This window comes from Paraburkholderia flagellata (genome assembly GCF_021390645.1).
GTDB lineage: Bacteria > Pseudomonadota > Gammaproteobacteria > Burkholderiales > Burkholderiaceae > Paraburkholderia > Paraburkholderia flagellata.
In genome coordinates this window covers 158,336-180,321 of record NZ_JAJEJT010000001.1, presented here as the reverse complement: position 1 = coordinate 180,321, position 21,986 = coordinate 158,336, and the positions used below count along the sequence as shown (strand labels likewise).

At 65.8% G+C, this 21,986-nt stretch carries 18 protein-coding genes; 12 read left to right on the top strand and 6 right to left on the bottom strand.

Annotated features, from left to right (window positions below):
• Nucleotides 1–249: 249 nt before the first annotated feature.
• Nucleotides 250–1,215 (top strand): NAD(P)H-dependent flavin oxidoreductase, encoded by a 966-nt coding sequence (locus tag L0U83_RS00820; protein WP_233879037.1) that lies wholly within the window; start codon nt 250–252, stop codon nt 1,213–1,215.
• An 18-nt stretch (nt 1,216–1,233) separates the two neighbouring features.
• On the opposite strand, the gene L0U83_RS00815 is transcribed toward L0U83_RS00820, so the two are convergent.
• Nucleotides 1,234–2,208: a LysR family transcriptional regulator gene (locus tag L0U83_RS00815; RefSeq protein WP_233879036.1), complete on the bottom strand. Its 975-nt coding sequence runs from the start codon at nt 2,206–2,208 to the stop codon at nt 1,234–1,236.
• Nucleotides 2,209–2,514: 306 nt separating this feature from the next.
• Between L0U83_RS00815 and L0U83_RS00810 the strand changes: the two genes are divergently transcribed.
• Nucleotides 2,515–3,543 carry a hypothetical protein gene (locus L0U83_RS00810; protein ID WP_233879035.1) on the top strand — a complete coding sequence of 343 codons (1,029 nt, stop codon included), beginning with the start codon at nt 2,515–2,517 and terminating at the stop codon, nt 3,541–3,543.
• Nucleotides 3,540–3,836: a hypothetical protein gene (locus L0U83_RS00805; protein ID WP_233879034.1), complete on the top strand. Its 297-nt coding sequence runs from the start codon at nt 3,540–3,542 to the stop codon at nt 3,834–3,836. The genes L0U83_RS00810 and L0U83_RS00805 overlap by 4 nt, the downstream gene beginning before the upstream one ends.
• Before the next feature lie 158 nt (nt 3,837–3,994).
• On the opposite strand, the gene L0U83_RS00800 is transcribed toward L0U83_RS00805, so the two are convergent.
• Together L0U83_RS00800 and L0U83_RS00795 are read right to left on the bottom strand one after the other, a co-directional pair.
• Nucleotides 3,995–5,092: a porin gene (locus L0U83_RS00800; protein WP_233879033.1), complete on the bottom strand. Its 1,098-nt coding sequence runs from the start codon at nt 5,090–5,092 to the stop codon at nt 3,995–3,997.
• 544 nt (nt 5,093–5,636) lie between these two features.
• Entirely contained in the window at nt 5,637–6,185 is a 549-nt protein-coding gene (locus L0U83_RS00795; RefSeq protein ID WP_233879032.1) for a hypothetical protein, read from the bottom strand.
• Nucleotides 6,186–6,774: 589 nt separating this feature from the next.
• On the opposite strand from L0U83_RS00795, the gene L0U83_RS00790 reads away from it, so the two are divergent.
• Both L0U83_RS00790 and L0U83_RS00785 read left to right on the top strand, forming a co-directional pair.
• Entirely contained in the window at nt 6,775–7,821 is a 1,047-nt protein-coding gene (locus tag L0U83_RS00790) for a bile acid:sodium symporter family protein (RefSeq protein ID WP_233879031.1), read from the top strand.
• A 239-nt stretch (nt 7,822–8,060) separates the two neighbouring features.
• Nucleotides 8,061–9,914: an EAL domain-containing protein gene (locus L0U83_RS00785; protein WP_233879030.1), complete on the top strand. Its 1,854-nt coding sequence runs from the start codon at nt 8,061–8,063 to the stop codon at nt 9,912–9,914.
• Nucleotides 9,915–10,024: 110 nt separating this feature from the next.
• Here the strand turns inward: L0U83_RS00785 and L0U83_RS00780 are convergent, their stop codons facing one another.
• The gene (locus tag L0U83_RS00780; RefSeq protein ID WP_035512102.1) at nt 10,025–10,180 is read right to left on the bottom strand and encodes a DUF3309 family protein; all 156 of its coding nucleotides are present in this window, start codon (nt 10,178–10,180) and stop codon (nt 10,025–10,027) included.
• A 230-nt stretch (nt 10,181–10,410) separates the two neighbouring features.
• Here L0U83_RS00780 and L0U83_RS00775 point away from each other — a divergent pair, with 230 nt between their 5' ends.
• From L0U83_RS00775 to L0U83_RS00745, 7 genes are all read left to right on the top strand, one after another.
• Nucleotides 10,411–11,466, top strand: coding sequence for a LacI family DNA-binding transcriptional regulator (locus L0U83_RS00775; RefSeq protein ID WP_233879029.1), 1,056 nt, complete (start codon nt 10,411–10,413; stop codon nt 11,464–11,466).
• Nucleotides 11,467–11,529: 63 nt separating this feature from the next.
• On the top strand, nt 11,530–12,849 hold the full coding sequence (locus tag L0U83_RS00770; RefSeq protein ID WP_373320940.1) for an AGE family epimerase/isomerase: 1,320 nt from the start codon (nt 11,530–11,532) through the stop codon (nt 12,847–12,849).
• A 16-nt stretch (nt 12,850–12,865) separates the two neighbouring features.
• Nucleotides 12,866–13,849, top strand: coding sequence for a carbohydrate kinase family protein (locus L0U83_RS00765; protein WP_233879028.1), 984 nt, complete (start codon nt 12,866–12,868; stop codon nt 13,847–13,849).
• A gap of 235 nt (nt 13,850–14,084) precedes the next feature.
• Nucleotides 14,085–14,306, top strand: coding sequence for a hypothetical protein (locus L0U83_RS00760; protein WP_028201740.1), 222 nt, complete (start codon nt 14,085–14,087; stop codon nt 14,304–14,306).
• Between the two features lie 121 nt (nt 14,307–14,427).
• The gene (locus L0U83_RS00755) at nt 14,428–14,673 is read left to right on the top strand and encodes a hypothetical protein (protein WP_233879027.1); all 246 of its coding nucleotides are present in this window, start codon (nt 14,428–14,430) and stop codon (nt 14,671–14,673) included.
• Nucleotides 14,674–14,961: 288 nt separating this feature from the next.
• Entirely contained in the window at nt 14,962–15,900 is a 939-nt protein-coding gene (locus L0U83_RS00750; RefSeq protein WP_233883596.1) for an ion channel, read from the top strand.
• Between the two features lie 211 nt (nt 15,901–16,111).
• On the top strand, nt 16,112–19,747 hold the full coding sequence (locus tag L0U83_RS00745; RefSeq protein ID WP_233879026.1) for an indolepyruvate ferredoxin oxidoreductase family protein: 3,636 nt from the start codon (nt 16,112–16,114) through the stop codon (nt 19,745–19,747).
• Nucleotides 19,748–19,807: 60 nt separating this feature from the next.
• On the opposite strand, the gene L0U83_RS00740 is transcribed toward L0U83_RS00745, so the two are convergent.
• Nucleotides 19,808–20,521: a copper homeostasis protein CutC gene (locus tag L0U83_RS00740; RefSeq protein ID WP_233879025.1), complete on the bottom strand. Its 714-nt coding sequence runs from the start codon at nt 20,519–20,521 to the stop codon at nt 19,808–19,810.
• Between the two features lie 48 nt (nt 20,522–20,569).
• A complete protein-coding gene (locus L0U83_RS00735; protein WP_233879024.1) occupies nt 20,570–21,835 on the bottom strand; it encodes an EAL domain-containing protein in 1,266 nt (421 codons plus the stop codon).
• Between the last annotated feature and the right edge of the window lie 151 nt (nt 21,836–21,986).

The following is a 21,986-nucleotide window of genomic DNA, read 5'->3' as shown; positions in this document are numbered from 1 at the left end:
CGAGCGCGACTCCAAAACGTGCTTTTGGTCCCACAACGGTAGAAACCGAGCACTCCCTCGAATGGCGCGCGAGGGATGCCCGAACGACCCCAAGCCTATAATCGGACGGCCGTTTGCGCGATCGGATCACGTCGCGATTTCGTGTGCGAATGCGCCTGATCAAGCTAAAACGAACTCAGTCGACATCGGCACCGCATTCGAGTGCGAGCGTCCCGCCATCTATCGAAGCGCCGCAAGGAGACCTCCCCCATGGCACTGCCCGCCGTCCTGCAAAACCTCTCGCTGCCCGTCGTGGGCTCGCCGATGTTCATCGTCAGCTACCCGGAGCTGGTGCTCGCGCAGTGCAAGGCGGGCATCGTCGGGTCGTTTCCGGCGCTGAACGCGCGCCCCGCCGAGGAACTGGGTGTCTGGCTCACGCAGATCCGGGAGGAACTCACCGCGCACAAGGCCGCGAACCCCGAAGCCGTCATCGGGCCGGTCGCCGTCAACCAGATCGTTCATCAGTCGAATGCGCGGCTCGAGCACGACGTGCGCGTGTGCGTCGAGCACCACGTGCCGATCTTCATCACGAGCCTGCGCGCGCCGCCGCGAGAACTGCTCGACGCCGTGCACAGCTACGGCGGCATCGTGCTGCACGACGTCATCAACCTGCGCCACGCCGCAAAGGCGCTCGAAGCGGGCGTGGACGGCCTGATCCTCGTGGCCGCGGGCGCAGGCGGCCATGCGGGCACGACCTCGCCGTTCGCGCTGGTGGGCGAAGTGCGACGCATCTTCGACGGCCCGATCGTGCTGTCGGGCGCGATCGCCAACGGCGGCTCGATCCTCGCCGCGCAGGCCATGGGCGCGGATCTCGCCTACATGGGCACGCGCTTCATCGCGACGAAAGAGGCGCATGCGGTGGACGACTACAAGCACGCCATTCTCGAAGCGAAAGCCGCCGACATCGTCTACACGAACCTCTTCACGGGCGTGCACGGCAACTACATCCGCGAGAGCATCGTGAGCGCCGGACTCGATCCGGATGCGCTGCCCGATTCGGACAAGTCGAAGATGGACTTCGGCGCGGGCACCTCGAAGGCGAAGGCCTGGAAAGACGTGTGGGGCGCAGGCCAGGCCGTGGGCCTGATGGACGACGTGCCCTCCGTGGCCGATCTCGTCGGGCGCCTGAAGCGCGAGTACGAGGAGACGAAGGCGCGGCTCGGCGTGAGCCGCTGAACGTAGAAACGACTGCCTTCAGCGCGGACTGGTGGCGATGCGTGCGGCGTCGGCATTGACCGCCGCCGCGCGGATCGCCTCCACGCCCGGCCAGAGTTCGCGCTCCGAAAAGCGCGCGGCGAGGAAATCGACGAACGAGCGCACCTTCGCCGAGAGATGGCGGCGGCTCGCATACACGGCGTAGATCGGCAGTTCGCGCGGCGGCAGCGCGTCGACGAGCAGCGGAACGAGGCGTCCTTCGGCGATATCGTCGCCCACCACCTCGGTGCCGAGCATCGAGAGCCCGCCGCCCTGCAGCACGACCACACGCAGCGCCTCCAGGTGATTGACGATGAGGTTGCCGCCGGGCTTCGGCTTCACGCCGCCCGCGCCCTCGGCGAACGGCGCGAGTTCCTGGGCCGAAGCCCCCGCGTATTGAACGAAGTTGTGCCGGGCGAGATCGGCCACGGTCTTCGGCACGCCGTGGCGGCGCAAGTACTCCGGTGACGCGCACAGCACGATGTGCGCGGTGGCGAGCGGCCGCGCGATCAGGGACGAAGACTTGAGCCCCGAAGGCGCGGCGCGGATCGCGACGTCGAAGCCCTCGTCGATCAGCTCGACCACGCGGTCGGAGAGCGTGATGTCGACGGTCACCTGCGCAAACGCGGCGGCATAGTCGGCGACCGCGCCCATCACATGACGCAGCCCGAACGCCGTGAGCGACGACACGCGCAGCCGCCCCTGCGGCACGACGCTCGCCGCGCCCACCGCCTGGCCGGCTTCGTCGAGTTCGGTGAGCGCCTGGGCCACGCGCTCGTAATACTCGCGCCCGGCCTCCGTGGGCGCGACGCGGCGCGTGGTGCGGTTCAACAAGCGCGCGCCAAGCTGCTGCTCCAGATGCATCACATGCTTGCTCGCCATCGCGGCGGACATGTCCATGCGCTCGGCCGCCGCGACGAAGCTGCCCGCCTCCACCACCTGGCGGAACACTTTCATGCTGACGAGGGTATCCATTGTGCGGCCTTCGACACGAACATAAATAAACGGGAATCAATCGGCGATATTTTCCTCGTTTTATCAAATGCGGGTGTTGAAACGCGCAGGTGCGCCTGCAGCGCCGAATGGCCAGCCAGGCAAAGGACGAGGAATGACCCAAGAAGCTGGCGCTTGAATTGAAACCAAAGTCGAATGCGCTACTCGCCATGCGTCCCGCGTATCTCATTGACGAGGTATTGGCGGGGAGCAAGGCTTGGCCTTCTTTGAGGATTTTGCCTCTGGATGCAACGTAGGCTGAAAGCCCGAAAAGAGGACAGGTAGCCCGTGATGTGGAACACGCTATACGTACCGCTCGAAACCGGCTGGCAATGCACGCTGATTCCGGGGCCGCCGTATTTCGACCTGACCTGTTTTGGGCGCGGCTACCGGGATCTATCGGCCCGCTGGCTTTACCCGAACGCGGGCCGGGATCGCGACGCTTCGATGTGGAGTGAGCCGCTGCTGAGCGAGGTAGTCAAAAGCGAACGGTGGGAAAAGGACCGGCTCAGGCAGCTTACGGAAGACCGGGCGGCCTTTGCGCGTCATTTCCGTCCGGACTGGGACTTGCGGACGATTACCGGCAAACGGGCGCTACAAGAGGTTCAGACGTTTGTCCGCGACCAGTTGAACGTGGCGCACTGGAACCTGCCGATCGATAACGCGGGCGTGCGCAAGTTGCTGTGTGATGCAGTGGCATCCGGTCATCTTGTGCCGGTAATCAACCGCGAATATCGGGGCCTGCCGTGCGTGGCAAAGCCCGATCCCGCGCCGCAGCGCTGGCCCGCAACGGGCGGCGGCGGTTACGCTTATCAGCCAAAAGTCATCAGTTACGACGAGTTTCAGGCACTCCAGCGAGCCAACGGCGAACTTCCCGCATTGGACGCGCCCGCCGGAGGCGTTGGCGCTACGCTTGATCCATTGTCTGAGCTTGGGGCAACCGCCAGGGCTGATGATGGTTTTGGCCTGCCCGGCTTCATTGAGTCGGCGGCGGGCGCTTTGTTCGATGGCGTTGACGACGATTCGGACGACGACACCGAAAACGACGACCTGTTGAGCATGGATTCAGGCGGCGACTCGACGCCGCTCAGCGATGCGCAGCCATTCGAGTACACCGCGTCCAGGTTGAGCAATGATGTAACGGAACTCGCTGCGCGCGGCCTCACGGAAGCCGAAGAGGCCGAATGCGACGCCATTTACGACGCCGAGATGATGGCCTGTTCCGCAGCCGGCGCGATGTATCTCGACGCGCGCACTTACGCGCTGTGCAAGCAACGAGCATTTCAGAACTATCAAACCTGCCGAGGTTATCTATGAGCCAACGACAAACTGCCTTCATCAGCTTCTATGACGAACACAGCGGCCAAGTGAAGTTTTGCGTCGTCCCGCGCCAGTTTGTCCAATCTGCGATCGACCGCGTAATGACAATCAGCGTGCCGCCCGATGCGCCCGAGCACTCTGATATGGCATTCACGGATGAAGATGCGCGCAAACTTGGGGGTATGGCGATATTGGCCATCGCGGGCGCGAACCCCGATCTGCAATCGCGCTTGCAGATCACCACCGAAGTGCCGATGGAATGGAGGCCGACGAAGCCGCCCGCGGAATAAGTGTCGACGCCAAACAATGAGTTGGCCTTTTTCGCCCGCCATCGCTGTAGCGAACCTGAGCGCCCAGACACGCCTATGCCGGACGCACGTGTAAAAACCCCGCGCTGCACGCAGCGCGGGGTTTTCGAGCCAAACGTCGGCTTGGAAGGCAGCGCCCGTCAGAACTTCGCGCGCATGCCCACGCCGTAGGTTTGACCGCTCGACATGTTGTCGAAGTGGTCGTACATGTACGCCGCGTAGACGTCGGTGCGCTTGGAAAGCGGATAGTCGTAGCCGATGGCTGCCGTCTGGCGCGTCTGGTTCAGGCCGCCACCGTCGCGCGAGTACGCGTACGACGCCATGACCGTGCCCGGGCCAGCCGGGACCGTCACGCCGCCCTGGGCGGTGTTCACGTGCCAGCTGCCCACCTGCTGCCAGTTCGCCGTGTACATGTACTGACCGAAGAACTTCACGTACTTGAGGTCGTACGACAGGCCGATTTGCCCCACGCCCTGGCTCTTCAGGCCGATGATGGTCGTGTCGCCGCTCACGATGCTGCCGATGTCGCCCGGCGTGTTGTTGAAGTTCACGTACTGATAGACAGCGGTGGCCGCGAACGGGCCGTGGAAGTACAGGCCCTGCACGCTCCACTTCTTCGAGCCGTTCTGGCCGGCCTGGTTGCCGAACGCATACATCGCCGAACCCGAGAGGCCGTTGAAGTTAGGCGTCGAGTACTGCACGGCGTTGTTCCAGCCCGAGTCGCCCACCACGCCCTGGTCGGTCGTGTAGGTCGGGAACGTCGAGAGGCCGAGGTACACGTGGTACACCATCGGCGAGAAGGTGTACGAATCGATGAACGGGTTGAAGAGAATCGTCGAGACGAACAGTTGCGTCGTCAGGCGCCCTGCCGTGACCGTGCCGTACGGCGACTCGACGCCGACGTACGCATTGCGCGCGAAGAACGTGTCGCCCGCGAAGCGGCCGAACTGGCCGTTCTGCGCACGGAAGAAGCTTTCCAGCGTGAAGATCGCCTTGTAGCCGCCGCCCAGATCTTCAGATCCCTTCATGCCCCAGTACGACGTGGACATGCCCCCGCCGCCCACGTTCCAGGCGGTCTGGCCGCCCGGAAATTTCGTCGCCCCGACCCATTCGTCGACCTGGCCGTAGAGTTGGACGCTCGACTGCGCAAACGCCGACGACGATGCTGCGGCAAGAACAGCGGCGAACGCGCTCGCCTTAAGGGTGGTGCGCAGCGCGCGGCTGACCGTTGTATTCATGGATTCTCCAGTCTTTGTCAAAAAAGGGTGTCGGGCGGCTGAGGCGCTCGCGCAAGGCTTTGTTTTTTCGTCGTTCGCAGGCGTGGCCGTTCTGGGCGGATCCATCTTTGCGGACCATTTTTCTGGTCAAAAATAAACGGTGTTATTGCCGGTATATCGGGCGGATTAGTTTGCCGTCCGTAAGACCTTTTTGACCGCGGTCGACGCCGCCTTCCGCTGCGCTGCGTCACTGCGGATCGAAGCCTGCCGGGCCGCGCCCAGTGGGGCGCTCCCGCACGCGCGGGGCTGCAGATGACGCGCCGCCGAAGCGAAAGCGAGATTTGAGACGAAAGGGTTCTGTATGACGAGAGATTTCCAAAAAAGTGTGGTATCCACGCGTCATTTTTCGCAGCGTGGACGAGCGGCGCTGGTTTTGGACGTGCTTCGGCGACGCTGGCAGGTCAGCGCCTGAACCGAATGCTGATGCGAATCAACTGGAGAAAGTGGGAAAAAAGCGGGGAAAGCGAGGGGCGGGAGAAAGCGAAAGCGGCCGCGAGGGCAGCGCTCAGTTGCGATAAGGCGAGGGCATGGGCGGCCGCGGAACCTCGCCGCCGTTGCGCGGGTATTGCCGGTAGGTACCGCCGCGTTCTTCGTTGTACCGGGCGACGTCTTCGCGAATCGAGCCCGCGCGCACTGGCGAGTCGGCCGGCGGGTGTGGCACCGGGCGCGATTCCGCGCTCACGGGCGTGATGGGATTGCCGCGGGAGTCGCCGCGATAGCCGCCGTAGCCGCCGCCGAACGGCGTGCCATAGCTGTAGTCGCGACGAGGAGCCTGCTGCTGGACCTGCCCTTGCCACTGGTTCGGCGCACGGTTGCCGCCGCGCTCATAGCGGCCGCCCTGATCGGCGACGTGCATGGGCGCCGCAGCGGGGCCGCGGGCGCGCTCAGGGGCGCCGCGGTAGCCGCCGCCCCACGACATGCCGGCACGCGGCGCGGGCATCGAGTGCATGGCGGGCATGGAAGGCGCGCGCGCGAAGCCGCCGCCCCCGCCGTGCCCCGGAAAACCGGGCTGGGCATGGGCGAGCGCAACGAAGGCCGCTAATCCGGCCCCCAAGATCCACTGTCCCAGTTTTGACAACCCTGCGTGCATTGTGACGTTTCGCCTGCCCGACGTTTGCGCTTGGCAGCCCGCCATTCGGGCCATGGCGGGCCAGTCCCGGGACGCAAGCCGCGCAGCGCGTAACGATTGCCGCCACAACGATTCGGGCGTCCCTTTGACGGTAATTTATGGGCGTGCCGAATGGGTGTCGAGCCAAAAGATGTTATGCCGCCCGAAGGGTTGTAACACCATGTTACTGCTGGGTTTTCTGGTTCCAGACGCGGTCCCGGAAGGCCGTCCAGCAAGGCGCTGCGCTCAAGTGTGGAGCGCTCCGCTCGATGCTTGAGCACGGCCTCAACATCTGAAGAATGCGCGGACTCCTGACGACTTTTGCGGCGCGGGAATGCCCCTCGCATGTCGATGAGGAATCCCGCATAAAGGCGTCATCGATGTTGGCGATCCATGCGCCTCGATCATTAATCGATGCTTCAAATGAATTTGCTTTTTCAATCGGCTTGCGCCGACAATAGGCGTTCCGATTCACCCGTTGCACGCACACCGATTGCGCGCACCCAGCGCCCAGGCGCGCACTAGAGATTGTCCGATGGCACGTCCGAAATTCCTGCCCGATAACTTCACCCTTTGCCTTGTCGGCACGGTGATTCTTGCGAGCCTGTTCCCGGTGCACGGCCAGGCCGCCACCGGTTTCAACTGGCTGACCAACGTAGCCGTCGGCCTGCTGTTCTTCCTGCACGGCGCCAAGCTTTCGCGCGAGGCGATCGTCGCCGGCGCGACGCACTGGCGGCTGCACATCGTCGTCCTGCTCAGCACTTTCGTACTCTTTCCAGTGCTGGGACTCGCGCTCAAGCCCGTGCTTTCGCCGCTCGTCACCCCGGCGCTCTACGCGGGCGTGTTGTTCCTCTGCACACTGCCCTCCACGGTGCAGTCGTCCATCGCCTTTACCTCGATTGCGCGCGGCAACGTGCCCGCCGCCGTTTGCAGCGCTTCGGCGTCGAGCCTGATCGGCATCTTCGTCACGCCCGCGCTCGTGAGCCTGATCGTCACGAACCAGAGCGCGAGCGCCGGCTCGGCCTGGCACACCGTGTGGAACATCGTGCTGCAACTGCTCGTGCCTTTCGTGGCGGGCCAGTTGCTGCGCCCGGTGATTGGCCACTGGATCGAGCGCAACAAGGGTGTGCTCAAGTTCGTCGATCAGGGCTCGATCCTGCTCGTGGTGTTCGGCGCATTTTCCGAGGCCGTCAACGAAGGGCTCTGGCATCACATTCCGCTCACCGCGCTCGGCGGGCTGCTCGTGGTGAATGCGGTGCTCCTCGCGCTCGCGCTCGGCATCACGATGTACACGAGCAAGAAGCTCGGCTTCTCGCGCGCCGACCAGATCACCATCATTTTCTGCGGCTCGAAAAAGAGCCTTGCGGCCGGCGTGCCGATGGCAAAGGTCATTTTCGCCTCGAACGCCGTGGGCGCGGTCGTGCTGCCGCTCATGCTGTTCCACCAGATCCAGCTCATGGTGTGCGCGGCACTCGCCCAGCGCTGGGGCGCGCGCGACATGAGCGCCGAGCGCGCCGCCAGCGCCGGCGACGAATCGCGCGCCGGCACGAGCGAGCGCACTGCTGCGGCTGCGCGCCGCTAAGCACCACTGGGTGCCGTTCAGTCCGCCGTTCAGGGCGGCGAGAATTCGTCGCCCTGCTGCAGCAAACGCCGCGGCCTCGCCCCGGCGCCCCGGTCTCTCCCCAAATGCCCTCCCCGCGTTCCGCGCGCATCCGCCGCACGCCCAAAGGCTGGGCTCCACGGCACTGTCACCAAAATTTCATTTAATTCATCGGATGATATGCCGTTAAGTTCAACGTCTTCGCCCGTTCTGGCCTGTCCATGTCTGCGTCTGCTCGCGCGCCATTCCTTCACGCCACGCCCGGCGTTGGGGCACTGATCGCCCAGCGCCAGCTGCGCGCCGTCTTCCAGCCCATCGTCGACTTCGAGTGTGGCGCGATCCTCGGCTACGAGGGGCTCATTCGTGGACCGGCCGGCTCGTCGCTCGAAACGCCCGCCGCCCTCTTCGCGCGCGCAGGCGACGAACAATGCACCGCGGCGCTTGAGCGCGCGGCCGCCCGCACCTGCATCGAAACATTCGCCGGGCTCGACTGCCCCGGCAAGCTGTTCCTCAATTTCAGCGCCGACGCGCTGCGCCAGCTCACCGCTGCCGGCGACGCCGCGCTCGCACTCTTCGACGGCCCGATCGACCCGACGCGCGTCGTGATCGAACTCACCGAGCAGAGCGCCATCCACGACCTGCGCAACTTTTCACCCGTCGTGCAGACGCTGCGCGCGGCGGGCGCCCAGTTCGCGCTGGACGACTACGGCACGGCCAACGCCAGCCTCAACCTCTGGGTGCAACTCCAGCCCGATGTCGTGAAGATCGACCGCTTCTTCATCCATGACATCGCTCACGACGCGCTCAAGTTCGAAGCCGTGCGCGCCATGCAGCATTTCGCGCAGGCGAGCGGCACGCGCCTCGTCGCGGAGGGCATCGAGACCGCCGCCGACCTGATCGTGCTGCGCGACATGGGCATCGACTGCGGCCAGGGCTTTTTCTTTGGCCGCCCCAACGTGGAACCGCTTCGCGTGCTTGCACGCGAAGCGCGCGAGGCGATTCGCGCGGACCATATCGCCGTGTTCCCCGAGGCCACGCGCAGCGCCGCCACGCAGCCCGCGGGCGGCGGCGCGCCCGCCAGCAAGATGCTCGTGCGCGCACCCGCGCTGCCGCGCCAGGCAACCAATAACGACGTGCTCGAACTGTTCAACGGTCAACCCGATCTGCACGCGGTGGCCGTGGTGGAAGACGAAGCGCCCGTCGCGCTCATCAACCGGCGCGCGTTCATGGACCGCTATGCGCTGCCTTACCACCGCGAGCTGTTCGGCAAGAAGGCTTGCCTGCAATTCGCCAACGCGCAGCCGGTGCTGATCGAGCAGTCGATGACGGTCGAGCAGATGGCCACGCTCCTCGCCAGCGACGACCAGCGCTACCTCGCCGATGGCTTCGTGATCACCGACAACGGCCGCTATGCCGGACTCGGCACCGGCGAGAGCCTCGTGCGCGCGGTGACGGAAGTGCGCATCCAGGCTGCGCGCTACGCGAATCCGCTGACCTTCCTGCCGGGCAACATTCCCATCAGCTCGCATATCGAGCGTCTGCTCTCGCACGACGCGGGCTTTCACGCGTGCTACGTCGACCTGAACCAGTTCAAGCCCTTCAACGATCAGTACGGCTACTGGCAGGGCGACGAAGTGCTCAAGTTCGCGGCGACGGTGCTCGCCGACGCCTGCGACCCCACGCGCGACTTCCTCGGCCACGTGGGCGGCGACGACTTCCTGATCCTGTTCCAGAGCGAGACGTGGCGCGAGCGCGCGCGCCAGGCCATCGAAACGTTCAACGAAGGCGCACAGCGCTTCTACGCGCCGGCCGACCGGCTCGCGGGCGGCATCCACGGCGAGGATCGCCACGGCAACGCCACCTTCTTCACCTTCGTGACGATGGCGATCGGCTGCGTGCACGTCGCGCCGGGCGAAGGCGCGCAGCACAGCAGCGACGCCATCGCCTCGCTCGCAGCGCTCGCCAAACGCCGCGCGAAACAGGAAGCCACCGGACTCGTCGTGATCGACGGCAGCGCGAGCGCCGACCTCCTTCCCACGCTCGGTTCGACTTCAGGCGAAGCCGCCAGCGCGTGATAACGGCCTGAAGTTCTCCAGCGGCAGTCCAAAAAAAGTGCGGGCCGGCCGCGCGGCTCTTGCCGCGCGCCGGCCCGTTCTGGTTTCGTTTCCTCGCTGCTACGCCGTCGCTAGATCGTTCCCATCAACACCAGCACGACCACCACAACAACGATGATGCCGAGCGTGCCCGAAGGCGCGTAGCCCCACGAGCGGCTATGCGGCCACGCTGGAAACGCGCCAATGAGCAGCAGGATCAGAATGACCAGAAGCAGGGTGCCGAGCATGATGCCTCCGAAAGTGGAATGTGAGTGCCCAGCTATCCGCAACCGCCATGCCCGCGCTCGTTTAGTTAATTTTACTAAACATACTGATTTGCGTTTATTTCATTGTTTACTGGTATTTACCTGGAATTCGAGGCGTAGATCCGGGTTTTTCTTTTCGATTTTTACTATACAATCGCCGCACACCTGACCACTCCCGGAACGCTCACCGCGTTTACCGCACGCCAGGAATCATGGGGACAACCATTCGTGACGTCGCGCAGGCCGCCAACGTGTCGATCGGCACCGTGTCGCGCGCGTTGAAAAACCAGCCAGGCCTTTCCGAAGCCACGCGCGAGCGCATCGTCGAAGTCGCGCGCGTGCTCGGCTATGACTGCGCGCAACTGCGCCCGCGCATTCGCCGGCTCACGTTCCTGCTCCACCGCCAGCACAACAACTTCGCGGCGAGCCCGTTCTTCTCGCACGTGCTGCACGGCGTGGAAGACGCCTGCCGCGAACACGGCATCGTGCCCGCGCTGCTCACGGCCGGCCCCGCCGACGACACCGTCCAGCAGTTGCGCCTGCACGCGCCCGACGCCATCGCCGTGGCGGGTTTCGTCGAGCCGGAAATGCTCGCCGCGCTCGTCGCGCTGCAACGGCCGCTCGTGCTGATCGACCTGTGGGCGCCGGACCTGCGCTCGGTGAACATCGACAACGCGGCGGGCGCCGCGCTCGCCATGCAGCATTTGTTCGAGCTCGGACGGCGGCGCATTGCGTTCATCGGCGGATCGCTCGCGCACTACAGCATCGCGCAGCGCGCGCTCGGCTACCGGCGCGCGTTCTTCGAGGCGGGCCTCCTGTTCGACCCATCGCTCGAAACAACGATAGACGGCGGCCTCGATCCCGACACCGGCGCGTCTCTCGCAATGCAGCGTTTGCTCGATTCGGCGCGGGCCGCATCGCGGCCGCCGCCCGACGCCCTGTTCGCCTACAACGACGCCGCCGCGCTCGCGGCCATGCGCGTGTGCCTCGCCAACGGCCTGCGCGTGCCCGAGGACATCGCCATCATCGGTTTCGACGATATCGCGGGCGCCACGCACGCCACGCCGCCGCTCTCGACGATCGCCGTCGACAAGGAAGCACTCGGGCGGCGCGGCGTCGAACTGCTGCTCGAAGAAACGCCCGCCACGAGCGAGATCCGCTTGCCGGTGCAGCTCGTCGCGCGCGCGAGCACCCTGGGTGCGGCGTCATCGAATCTCGTCGCCCCGCACGCTGTCCGTCACATTGCAAGCACGCCGCAGAGCGCCTGAGGCGCTCCGTTGAAAACACGTTGAACATACGCTGAAGCCACGTCCAAGCCAGAAGAGAAAGCCATGACGATGACCGCCGACACCGCCTCCACCGCCACCGCACAACCCGTCGCCGCACCGGGCGTCGCGAGCTTTCGCGACCGCGGGTTCCTGCTCGGCCACGTGCAGGACACGCTGCGCTTTTACGCGCCGAACGTGCTCGATCCGTCGGGCGGCTTTTTCCACTACTTCCGCGACGACGGCTCGATCTACAACGCGCACTCGCGGCACCTCGTGAGCAGCTGCCGTTACGTCTTCAACTATGCGATGGCGTATCGCGAGTTCGGCGATCCGCAGCACCTGGAATATGCGCGCCACGGCCTGCAGTTCCTGCGCGAAGGCCACTGGGACCCGCAACTGCAAGGCTACGACTGGGAGATCGACTGGCGCGACGGCAAGAAGCGCGTGCTCGACGCCACGCGCCACTGCTATGGCCTCGCGTTCGTGCTGCTCGCTTACTCGCATGCGGCGATGGCCGGCATCGAGGAAGCACGGCCGATGATCGGCGCGACCTTCGATCTAATGGAACACCGCTTCTGGGACGGAGCGGCGGGCCTGTACGCCGACGAGGCGAGCGCCGACTGGATCGTCTCGGGCTATCGCGGCCAGAACGCCAACATGCATACGACCGAGGCGCTGCTCGCGGCCTATGAGGCGACGGGCCACCTCGTGTATCTCGACCGCGCCGAGCGCGTCGCGTCGAACATCACGCTGCGTCAGGCGAAGCTCTCACAAGGGCTCGTGTGGGAACACTTCCACGCGGACTGGTCGGTGGACTGGCATTACAACGAGGAAGACAGCTCGAATATCTTCCGCCCGTGGGGCTTCCAGCCGGGGCATCAAACGGAATGGGCGAAGCTGCTGTTGCTGCTCGAGCGTCACCGGCCGCTGCCCTGGCTGCTGCCGCGCGCGATCGAACTCTTCGACGCCGCCATGGCGCACGCGTGGGACAACGATCACGGCGGCCTCTACTACGGCTTCGGCCCGGACGGCACCGTATGCGATCACGACAAATACTTCTGGGTGCAGGCGGAAACCTTCGCCACGGCGGCGCTGCTGGGCAAGCGAACCGGCAACGAGCGCTTCTGGGACTGGTACGACGAGATCTGGCGCTACAGCTGGGCGAATTTCGTCGATCATCGGTACGGCGCGTGGTATCGCATACTCACCTGCGACAACCGCAAGTACAGTGACGAGAAGAGCCCCGCCGGCAAGACCGACTATCACACCATGGGCGCGTGCTACGAAGCGCTGAACGCGCTGCCCGGACGCGGCATGGCGCCGGTCGTCGGCCGCGAGGAAGCCGCCGCTGGCGACATGACCGGCACGACCGGCCAGAACTGAACAGAGGAACACGACGATGAGCACCTGCAGCACCGGTCCGGACTTCTCGTCCGGCTTCCCGGCCTTCATCTCGGCCGGCGACATCCTCACCGATCTCGTGCGCACTCCCGCGCCCGAGGGCACGCCGCACAGTTCGCCGCCTGGCGCACCGGGCATGGACTCGCACTGGCGAGCACATCCTGGCGGCGCGGGCTGGAACGTCGCGCGCGCGGTCGCGCGCCTCGGACTGCCTACGGCGAGCGTGGGAGCGCTCGGAGTGGACAACTTCTCGGACGAGCTATGGAACGCGAGCGTGGCCGCCGGGCTCGACATGCGCTTCATGCAGCGCGTGGAGCGCGCGCCGCTGCTCGCGATCGTGCACCAGACGCATCCGCCCGCGTACTACTTCATCGGCGACAACAGCGCCGACCTCGCCTTCGATCCCGCGAAGCTGCCCGAAGGCTGGCGCGCGCATGCGAAGTGGGCGCACTTCGGCTGCATCAGCCTCGTGCGCCAGCCGCTCGGCGAAACGCTCGCCACGCTCGCCGCCGAGCTGCGCGCGGCCGGCGTGAAGATCAGCTTCGATCCGAACTACCGCAATCTCATGGCGCACGGCTACGAGCCGATCCTGCGCCGCATGGCGGCGCTCGCCGATCTCATCAAGGTCTCCGACGAAGACCTGCGCATGCTGTTCGCCGGCAAGAGCGAGGCCGAAGCCATCGAAGCCGTGCGTGCGCTCAATCCGGCCGCGACGCTGCTCGTCACGCGCGGCGCGCAGGCGGCCACGCTCTATGTGGGCAACGAGGTGATCGAGGCGGCGCCGCCGCGCGTCGAGGTGGCCGACACGGTGGGTGCGGGCGATGCGTCCATCGGCGGGCTGCTGTTCAGCCTCATGAGCGCGCCGCAGCGCAACTGGCGCCAGCATCTCGCCTTCGCGCTCGCCGCGGGCGCGGCCGCGTGCCGCCGTCCAGGCGCGCATTCGCCGACGCTCGACGAAGTCGTCGCGCTGCTCGCAGACTGAAGGTGGCTGGCGCGGCGATGCGCCATCCGCATCGCCAGGCGCACTGCGAGGACACGGCGCGGCGCTGACACGAAAGCGCCGCGCCGCCGTCATATGCGTGTCCCGCAGCCGCGCGGGCAACGTGCTAGCATGGAATTTCCCTCTTGCTGCGGGCGAAGCGCGACGCTTGCGCTTCACCTTGCGCGGCCCGATCCACGCGGCCCGTCGAGGGGTTTCCTTCCGCGAGGAGCACGTTATGGAAGACGTCAGCTACACCAAGGGGATCTACACGGCTGTCGCCTCTGTGCGGCCCATGAACGCCGGCCAGTACCAGGGCCTGGTCTCCCTGGCGCGCGACGACGGCGAGGAACTCGAAAACGCGGTGTATGAAGTGGAAGCCGCATCGGGCACGCCGGAAGAAGCTCTCGAAGAAGCCAAGGCGCTCGCGCATCGCATTCTCGGCGAGCTCGAACTGTAAGTCGCGGTGTGAACCTAGCGTCCGCTCAGGGTCTGCTGGCAGCGCTTCATGCGACGGGGGTGCTCTGCATGGGACCAGAGTCAGTGCTAATGCGCTAACGCTGGTCGACAGGAGGTTAGCCATGTCCGAACAGCTCTTTCTTTACGGCGTCTACGCCATCCGCGTGCATCCCCTCGAACTGCAGGGCGCTCGCTGGGACGCCGAGTATCAGATCACGCATCGCGACAAGGCCGTGCAGCCTTGGGTCACGGTCGGCGGCAACGCGGGCTTCGACGCGCCCACGCAAGCCGTGGACGCCGCACGCCGCCAGGCCATCGCCGATATCGAACACGGCGCGGGCATTCCGAAGCCGCACGGGTTTCCGTAAGCCAAACGCTCGCCGCCGCTGCGCTTTGCTGCCGCGCTTTACTGCCGCTCACTCCCGCTTGCGCTGCGGGAGTGAGGCGCTAGCGCATCATCCCCGCATCGCTTCCCCAATACCGTCTTGCGGTACGCTTGACGTGTCGCCTTGCCGCGTTGCTTCGGCATGGCTATGCTCCCTTTCCCTCTTCAGAAACGCAGGCACACCATGACGCCCGAAACGCCGGAGCGCGTCGCGAACCAGGAAGCGGCACAGCAAGCCGACTCGGCACCGCAGGATTCGCCGGGAGTGGACATGGACGCCTGCAAGTCCGAAACGCCAGCGGGGCCGAAGGCGAAAGCGAGGCGCGGCACGCCGCGCAAGCTGATGGTGGGCTCGCGCGAGGTGCTCGTCTACGGCATGCCGCAGGCTTGGGGCGACTTCTATCACACGGCGCTGACCATGCGCTGGCCCACGTTCTTCGCCTCGCTCGCGGCACTGTTCCTGTTCATGAACGGCGTGTTCGCGTGCCTCTACCAGCTCGGCACCGAGCCCATCGCCAACCAGTACCCGAAGGGCTTTCTCGGCGCGTTCTTCTTCAGCGTGGAGACGCTTGCCACCGTCGGCTACGGCGACATGCATCCGCAAACGCTCTACGCGCACATAGTCGCCACGTTCGAAATCTTCGTCGGCATGTCGGGCATCGCTTTGGCCACGGGTCTGGTGTTCGCGCGCTTCTCGCGCCCGCGCGCGAAGATCATGTTCGCGAGTCAGGTGGTCGTGCATCCCATCGAAGGCCGCATGACGCTGATGGTGCGCGCCGCCAACGCGCGCCAGAACGTGATCACCGAAGCGGGCGCGAAGCTGCGGCTCATCCGTATCGAGACCTCGTCGGACGGCTTTCGCGCGCGGCGCATCCACGACCTCAAGCTCGTGCGCGACCAGCATCCGCTCTTCACGCTGGGCTGGAATCTCATGCACGTGATCGACGAGTCGAGCCCGCTCTACGGCGTCACGCCAGAGATGCTGGCCGATCAGCACGCCACGCTCCACGTCGTCATCGAGGGCTCCGACGAGTCGACCGCGCAGACCATGCAGGCGCGCTTTAGCTGGTCGGACCGGCAGATCCGCTGGCATTACCGCTACGTCGACCTGATGAGCGACGCGGACGGCGTGAGCACGATGGACTACACGCACTTTCACGACGTCGTGCCGTTCGACGGGGCGAGGCCTTACGGGCCGCGCGTCATCTGACGGACTCACCCGAGGACCGATTCAGACCGGATCGCGGCGAGGCAGGGAGATCTCTCTCCAAATTCGCCCAGCGTGGGCAGGCTCTCGCGCGAATAACCAGTAGTGCCGGAGAGTTAGCAAAAAATTTCCGTCATTGGCGAGAAAAAATAGAGTCTCTTTCGCTGCTCTCTCAACAGGGCCATGCGAACGCAATAAAACGGAGACTCCCCCAATGACCGCGCGCCCCGCGTTTGGCGACACACCCTCGCCGCTTGATACGCCGCCTCTCGCTGATTACAAGCTCACCGACAACCTCACCGCCACGCGCGGCCGCATCTTCCTCACCGGCACGCAGGCGCTGATCCGCCTCGCGCTCATGCAGCGCGCGCTCGACCGCGCGCATGGCCTGAACACCGCGGGCTTCATCAGCGGCTATCGCGGCTCGCCGCTCGGCATGGTCGACCAGCAGGCGTGGAAGGCGAAGAAACTGCTCGAAGCCGCCGACGTGCGCTTCTTGCCCGCCATCAACGAGGAACTGGGCGGCACGGCCGTGCTCGGCACGCAACGCGTGGAAGCGGACCCGGAGCGCACCGTCGAAGGCGTGTTCGCGATGTGGTACGGCAAGGGCCCGGGCGTCGATCGCGCCGGCGACGCGCTCAAGCACGGCAACGCCTACGGCTCGTCGCCGCACGGCGGCGTGCTCGTGGTGGCCGGCGACGACCACGGCTGCGTGTCGTCGTCCATGCCGCATCAGAGCGACTTCGCGCTGATGGCGTGGCACATGCCTGTCGTGAATCCGTCGAACATTGCCGACATGCTCGAATTCGGCCTGTATGGCTGGGCGCTCTCGCGCTACTCGGGCGCGTGGGTGGGCTACAAGGCGATTTCGGAGACGGTGGAGTCGGGGTCGACCGTCGATCTCGATGCAATCAAGACCGACTGGCAAGCACCGGAGGGCTTCACCGCGCCGCCGGGCGGCCTGCACAACCGCTGGCCCGATCTGCCGAGTCTCGCCATCGAGCAGCGCCTCGCCGCCAAGCTCGACGCCGTGCGCCACTTCGCGCGCATGAACAGCATCGACAAGTGGATCGCGCCGAGCCCGCACGCGAACGTGGGCATCGTCACCTGCGGCAAGGCGCACCTGGACCTGATGGAAACGCTGCGCCGGCTCGATCTCACCATCGACGATCTGGATCGCGCGGGCGTGCGCATCTACAAGGTGGGCCTGTCGTTCCCGCTGGAGATGTCGCGTATCGACGCGTTCGTCTCGGGCCTCACCGACGTGCTCGTGATCGAAGAAAAAGGCCCCGTGATCGAGCAGCAGATCAAGGACTACCTCTACAACCGCAAGGAAGGCGCGCGCCCGACCGTGATCGGCAAGCACGCCGAAGACGGCACGCTGCTGCTCTCCGAGCTTGGCGAGCTGCGCCCCTCGCGCATCCTGCCCGTGTTCGCCGCGTGGCTCGCGAAGCACCGTCCCGCGCTCGACCGCCGCGAGCGCGTGGTCGATCTCGTCGCGCCGCAGATCCTCTCGAACGCCGCCGACGCCGTGCGCCGCACGCCCTACTTCTGCTCGGGCTGCCCGCACAACACGTCGACGAAGGTGCCCGAAGGCTCGATCGCACAGGCCGGCATTGGCTGCCACTTCATGGCTTCGTGGATGGAGCGCGACACCACGGGCCTCATCCAGATGGGCGGTGAAGGCGTGGACTGGGCCGCGCACTCGATGTTCACGAAGATGCCGCACGTGTTCCAGAATCTCGGCGACGGCACCTACTTTCACTCAGGTATCCTTGCGATTCGCCAGGCCGTGGCGGCGAAGACCAACATCACCTACAAGATCCTCTACAACGACGCCGTGGCGATGACGGGCGGCCAGCCCGTGGACGGCAGCATCTCCGTGCCGCAGATCGCGCGCCAGGTGGAGGCCGAGGGCGTCTCGCGCTTCGTGGTGGTGAGCGACGAGCCCGAGAAATACGACGGCCATCATGGCCTGTTCCCGAAGGGCACGACGTTCCATCACCGCAGTGAACTGGACGCCGTGCAGCGCGAGCTGCGCGAAACGCCGGGCGTGACCGTGCTGATCTACGATCAAACATGCGCCGCCGAAAAGCGCCGCCGCCGCAAAAAAGGCGAATTCCCCGATCCGGACAAGCGCCTCTTCATCAACGAGGAAGTGTGCGAAGGCTGCGGCGACTGCGGCGTGCAGTCGAATTGTCTTTCGGTCGAACCGGTGGAAACGGAACTGGGCCGCAAGCGCCGCATCGATCAGTCGTCATGCAACAAGGACTATTCGTGCGTGAACGGCTTCTGCCCGAGCTTCGTGACCATCGAAGGCGGCAAGCTCAAGAAGGCCGCGGGCGCGGCGTTCGATCCGCAGGCGCTCGCCGCACACGTGAAGGCGCTGCCGATTCCGGCGACGCATCTGGACAACGCGCCCTACGACATCCTCGTGACAGGCGTGGGCGGCACGGGTGTCGTGACGGTGGGCGCGCTCATCAGCATGGCCGCGCATCTGGAAGGCAAGAGCGCTTCGGTGCTCGACTTCATGGGCTTCGCGCAGAAGGGCGGCTCGGTGCTGTCGTTCGTGCGCTTCGCCGCGACCGACGCGCTGCTCAACCAGGTGCGCATCGACACGCAACAAGCCGACCTGCTGCTCGCCTGCGACATGGTGGTGGGCGCGAGCGCCGACGCGCTGCAAACGGTGCGTCACGATCGCACGCGCATCGTCGTGAACACGCATGAGATTCCGAATGCGTCGTTCGTGCAGAACCCCGAAGCCAACCTGCATGCCGATGCGCTGCTGGCGAAGATGCGGCACGCGGCGACCAATGGGGCGACCAGCGGCGCGACGCCCGCGCAAGATCCGCTCGCCGCGTGCGATGCGCAGGCGCTCGCACAGCGCTATCTCGGCGATACGATCGGCGCGAACATCGTGATGCTCGGTTTTGCGTGGCAGCTGGGCCTCGTGCCGGTAACGCTTGCGGCGCTCACGCGTGCCATCGAGCTGAACAACGTGGCCGTGCAAGCCAACCTGATCGCGTTCTCGATCGGTCGCATGGCCGCCGCCGATCCGGCCGCGCTCGAAGCGCTCGACACGCAACGCGCGGCAGCCGCAAAGGCCACGGCGCGCAAGCTCACGCAAACGCTCGACGAACTGATCGCCGATCGCGAAGCGCGTCTCCTGGTCTACGGCGGCGCGAGCTACGTGAAGCGTTATCGCGCACTGGTCGACGCCGCGCGCAGCGCGGACAAGACCGCAGAAAAAGCGCTCGCGCGCGCCGTCGCGACCACGTTCTATCGACTGCTCGCCGTGAAGGACGAATACGAAGTCGCGCGCCTGCACACCGACCCGGCGTTCCGCGCCGCGCTCGAAGCGCAGTTCGAAGGCGCAGCGGGCAGCGACTTCACCGTCAAGTTCAACCTCGCGCCGCCGCTCATCGCGCACGAGAAGAACGGCCAGCCGCCGCGCAAGATGCAGTTCGGCCAGTGGATGTGGAGCGCGCTCGGGTTGCTCAAGAAGGGCCGCTGCGTGCGCGGCACGTGGCTCGATCCGTTCGGCAAGACGCTCGAGCGCCGCATGGAACGCTCACTCGCCGGCGACTACGAGGCGACGCTGCGCGGGGCGTTCGCAAGCCTAACGGCCGAAAACGCCGACGACATCGCCAAGCTCGCCAATCTGCATCAGCGTGTGCGTGGCTACGGGCACGTGAAGCTCGCGAACCTCGCGGCGGTGAAGCGCAGCGAGCGTGAACTGGCTGCCCGCCTTGCCATCGAGGTGAAGACGAGCGCTGCGGTGCAAGAAGCACTCGCGTCGTTCAAGGGCGCGGGCGCGTTGCGCGGTATCCCGGTGGTGGTGGCGAAGTAATAGGAAGTGACGTCAGGACGCGCGCGCCGTTCATGCGAATGGCGCGCGCTTTTTTATGGGTCAGGCGTCGAGCAGAGTTCGCACGCGCCGCACCTTGTTTTCGTCGACAGGGGCGAGACCCTTACCGTCAACGCGCACGCCGGATCCGAAGTGAACCGCGTGCACACGCGTCGCGCTCACGAAGCTGGCTACCCGATCGACCGTCAATCCGGCGCCCGCGAGTACCGCGCAATGCGTGTGCGCCGCACGCTGCACGAGCGTTTCGATCTGCGCCTGCGCATCCAGCACCGAAGGCTTGCCGCCCGAGGTGAGCACGTTCGTCACGGCTTCGAAACCGAGCAACACGTCGAACGCTTCCTGCAGATCGCGCGCTTCGTCGAACGCGCGATGAAACGTGAGCGGCATGCCATCGGCGGCGTCGATCGCGCGCTGCAAGCCGTCGCGATCCACTTCATGCGACGGCGTGAGCATGCCGATCACGACCGCATGCGCGCCCGCCAGCTTCGCGGCACGCACGTCACGCAGCATCACCGCATAGTCATTCGAATCGTAGATAAATGAGCGGCTGTGCGGCCGCACGATCACGTTCACGGGAATCGTCACGGCCTCGACCATGGCTTCGATCATGCCGATGCTCGGCGTGAGGCCGCCCTCGCCCATCGCGGTGATGAGTTCGAGCCGATCCGCGCCGCCGCGCTCGGCGGCTTGCGCGTCAGCGACCGTGGTCGCGATGACTTCCAGCACTACCCGTTCACGCTGTTGTGTGATTGGCATGTTTGCGCGCCATGTCGTAAAGAACACGACATGATCGCAGATGCGCGCCTATTCGAACCAGTCGATATCGCCGCACAGCACGCACAGGCGCTCGCCTACGTGCACCGCCATCGATAGCGTCAGGCACGGCAGCGCCTCGTTGATCGACAGATACGGTCCGGTCACGTGCACGCGCCCCGGCGTGACGAGCGCCGAGCGGAAGTAGGGTCTGCGCAGCCAGCTCGCGCCTTGTGCGTCCTCCAGCGGCAGAAAGCGCGCGTCGCGCTCCGCGCGATCGACGCGCAGCACGACATTGCGGCCGGCCTGCCTGCCGTTCGAATCAAGCAGATAGCAGCGCGCCGCGTGATCCAGCGCGAGAAAGTTCCAGCACACCTCTTCCATCGGCTCGCCATCTGACAGCCGTTCCGCCGCGCGTTCGAAGGCGCGCAGGTAGGGCGCGAGGCGACTGGTCTCGCCCCGCTCGCGTGTTTCGGTCTGCTGACGAAAACGCTCCGTCGCTTCGGCGATCACGCCTTGCACCTGCGCGGCGTCGGTGAGCCCGGGCGCGGGCCGCGCGAAGAAAAAGCCCTGCACGAAGTCCGCGTTGCACGCGAGCGCGAGTTGCGCCTCGTGTTCCGTCTCCACGCCCTCGATCAGCACGAGCTTGCCCGCGTCGTGCAGCAGCGCCACGAGCGCGGGCAGCGTCGCGGCCATGTCGGCGCGATGCTGCGCGTGCATCAGCATGATGCGGTCGAGCTTGACGATATCGGGATTGAGTTGCCATACGCGGCCAATATCGACGTTGCCCGCGCCGAAGTCGTCGAGCGCCACCAGAAAGCCGCGCTCGCGAAACGTCGCCACGGCCTGCGCGAGCGCGTCGAGGTCCGTCGCTTCGTCTTCGAGCACTTCCAGCACCACACGCCGCGGCGCGATGTTCAGCCGCCGCAGGTTCGCAAGCAGCGCCGCCGAGTGGTACGCCTCGATCAACGTGCCCGGGTGCACGTTGAGAAAGAGCCACTCCCGCTCAGCACCCAGCAGCGCGAAGTTCTCCAGATGCAGCCCCTGGGCGAGCCGGTCCACCAGCAGCGCCTCGCCCACGCGCGCGGCGTCGCCGAACACGTCGAGCGGCGAAACCGGGCGGTCGAGTGGATCGTGCGCGCGCAGCAGCCCTTCGTAGCCCACCGCACGCATGTGCGACAAGCTGAACACCGGCTGGAACACGCTCGTGAGCGTGAGGTCGCCGTGGTGTGCGCTGTAGCGCTGCAGCCCCGAAGTGACGCTGAGATCAAAGCCGTGAGGGGCCACGGCTGTTTTGTCCTGTTGCTCTGTGATCATGCCATCCTCTAGCGCGTAGGAAGGACGCTGCCGTCCGCACAACCTTTGCACGGCCCGCGCGTTCCTCCGTAGCCTGCTTTTCATTGCGTCACAGGAGGGATCAAGCAAGGTCCGTGCTCGCTCGCACTGCGATCTGGCACGCATCGGGATA

What these genes read in the sequence shown, in the direction of transcription:
- L0U83_RS00755 (WP_233879027.1), top strand. Translation starts at nt 14,428, where the DNA reads ATGTCCGAACAGCTCTTTCTTTACGGCGTCTACGCCATCCGCGTGCAT.
- L0U83_RS00815 (WP_233879036.1), bottom strand. Translation starts at nt 2,208, where the DNA reads ATGGATACCCTCGTCAGCATGAAAGTGTTCCGCCAGGTGGTGGAGGCG.
- L0U83_RS00770 (WP_373320940.1), top strand. Translation starts at nt 11,530, where the DNA reads ATGACGATGACCGCCGACACCGCCTCCACCGCCACCGCACAACCCGTC.
- L0U83_RS00745 (WP_233879026.1), top strand. Translation starts at nt 16,112, where the DNA reads ATGACCGCGCGCCCCGCGTTTGGCGACACACCCTCGCCGCTTGATACG.
- L0U83_RS00760 (WP_028201740.1), top strand. Translation starts at nt 14,085, where the DNA reads ATGGAAGACGTCAGCTACACCAAGGGGATCTACACGGCTGTCGCCTCT.
- L0U83_RS00775 (WP_233879029.1), top strand. Translation starts at nt 10,411, where the DNA reads ATGGGGACAACCATTCGTGACGTCGCGCAGGCCGCCAACGTGTCGATC.
- L0U83_RS00740 (WP_233879025.1), bottom strand. Translation starts at nt 20,521, where the DNA reads ATGCCAATCACACAACAGCGTGAACGGGTAGTGCTGGAAGTCATCGCG.
- L0U83_RS00800 (WP_233879033.1), bottom strand. Translation starts at nt 5,092, where the DNA reads ATGAATACAACGGTCAGCCGCGCGCTGCGCACCACCCTTAAGGCGAGC.
- L0U83_RS00820 (WP_233879037.1), top strand. Translation starts at nt 250, where the DNA reads ATGGCACTGCCCGCCGTCCTGCAAAACCTCTCGCTGCCCGTCGTGGGC.
- L0U83_RS00735 (WP_233879024.1), bottom strand. Translation starts at nt 21,835, where the DNA reads ATGATCACAGAGCAACAGGACAAAACAGCCGTGGCCCCTCACGGCTTT.
- L0U83_RS00805 (WP_233879034.1), top strand. Translation starts at nt 3,540, where the DNA reads ATGAGCCAACGACAAACTGCCTTCATCAGCTTCTATGACGAACACAGC.
- L0U83_RS00780 (WP_035512102.1), bottom strand. Translation starts at nt 10,180, where the DNA reads ATGCTCGGCACCCTGCTTCTGGTCATTCTGATCCTGCTGCTCATTGGC.
- L0U83_RS00765 (WP_233879028.1), top strand. Translation starts at nt 12,866, where the DNA reads ATGAGCACCTGCAGCACCGGTCCGGACTTCTCGTCCGGCTTCCCGGCC.
- L0U83_RS00750 (WP_233883596.1), top strand. Translation starts at nt 14,962, where the DNA reads ATGGACGCCTGCAAGTCCGAAACGCCAGCGGGGCCGAAGGCGAAAGCG.
- L0U83_RS00790 (WP_233879031.1), top strand. Translation starts at nt 6,775, where the DNA reads ATGGCACGTCCGAAATTCCTGCCCGATAACTTCACCCTTTGCCTTGTC.
- L0U83_RS00785 (WP_233879030.1), top strand. Translation starts at nt 8,061, where the DNA reads ATGTCTGCGTCTGCTCGCGCGCCATTCCTTCACGCCACGCCCGGCGTT.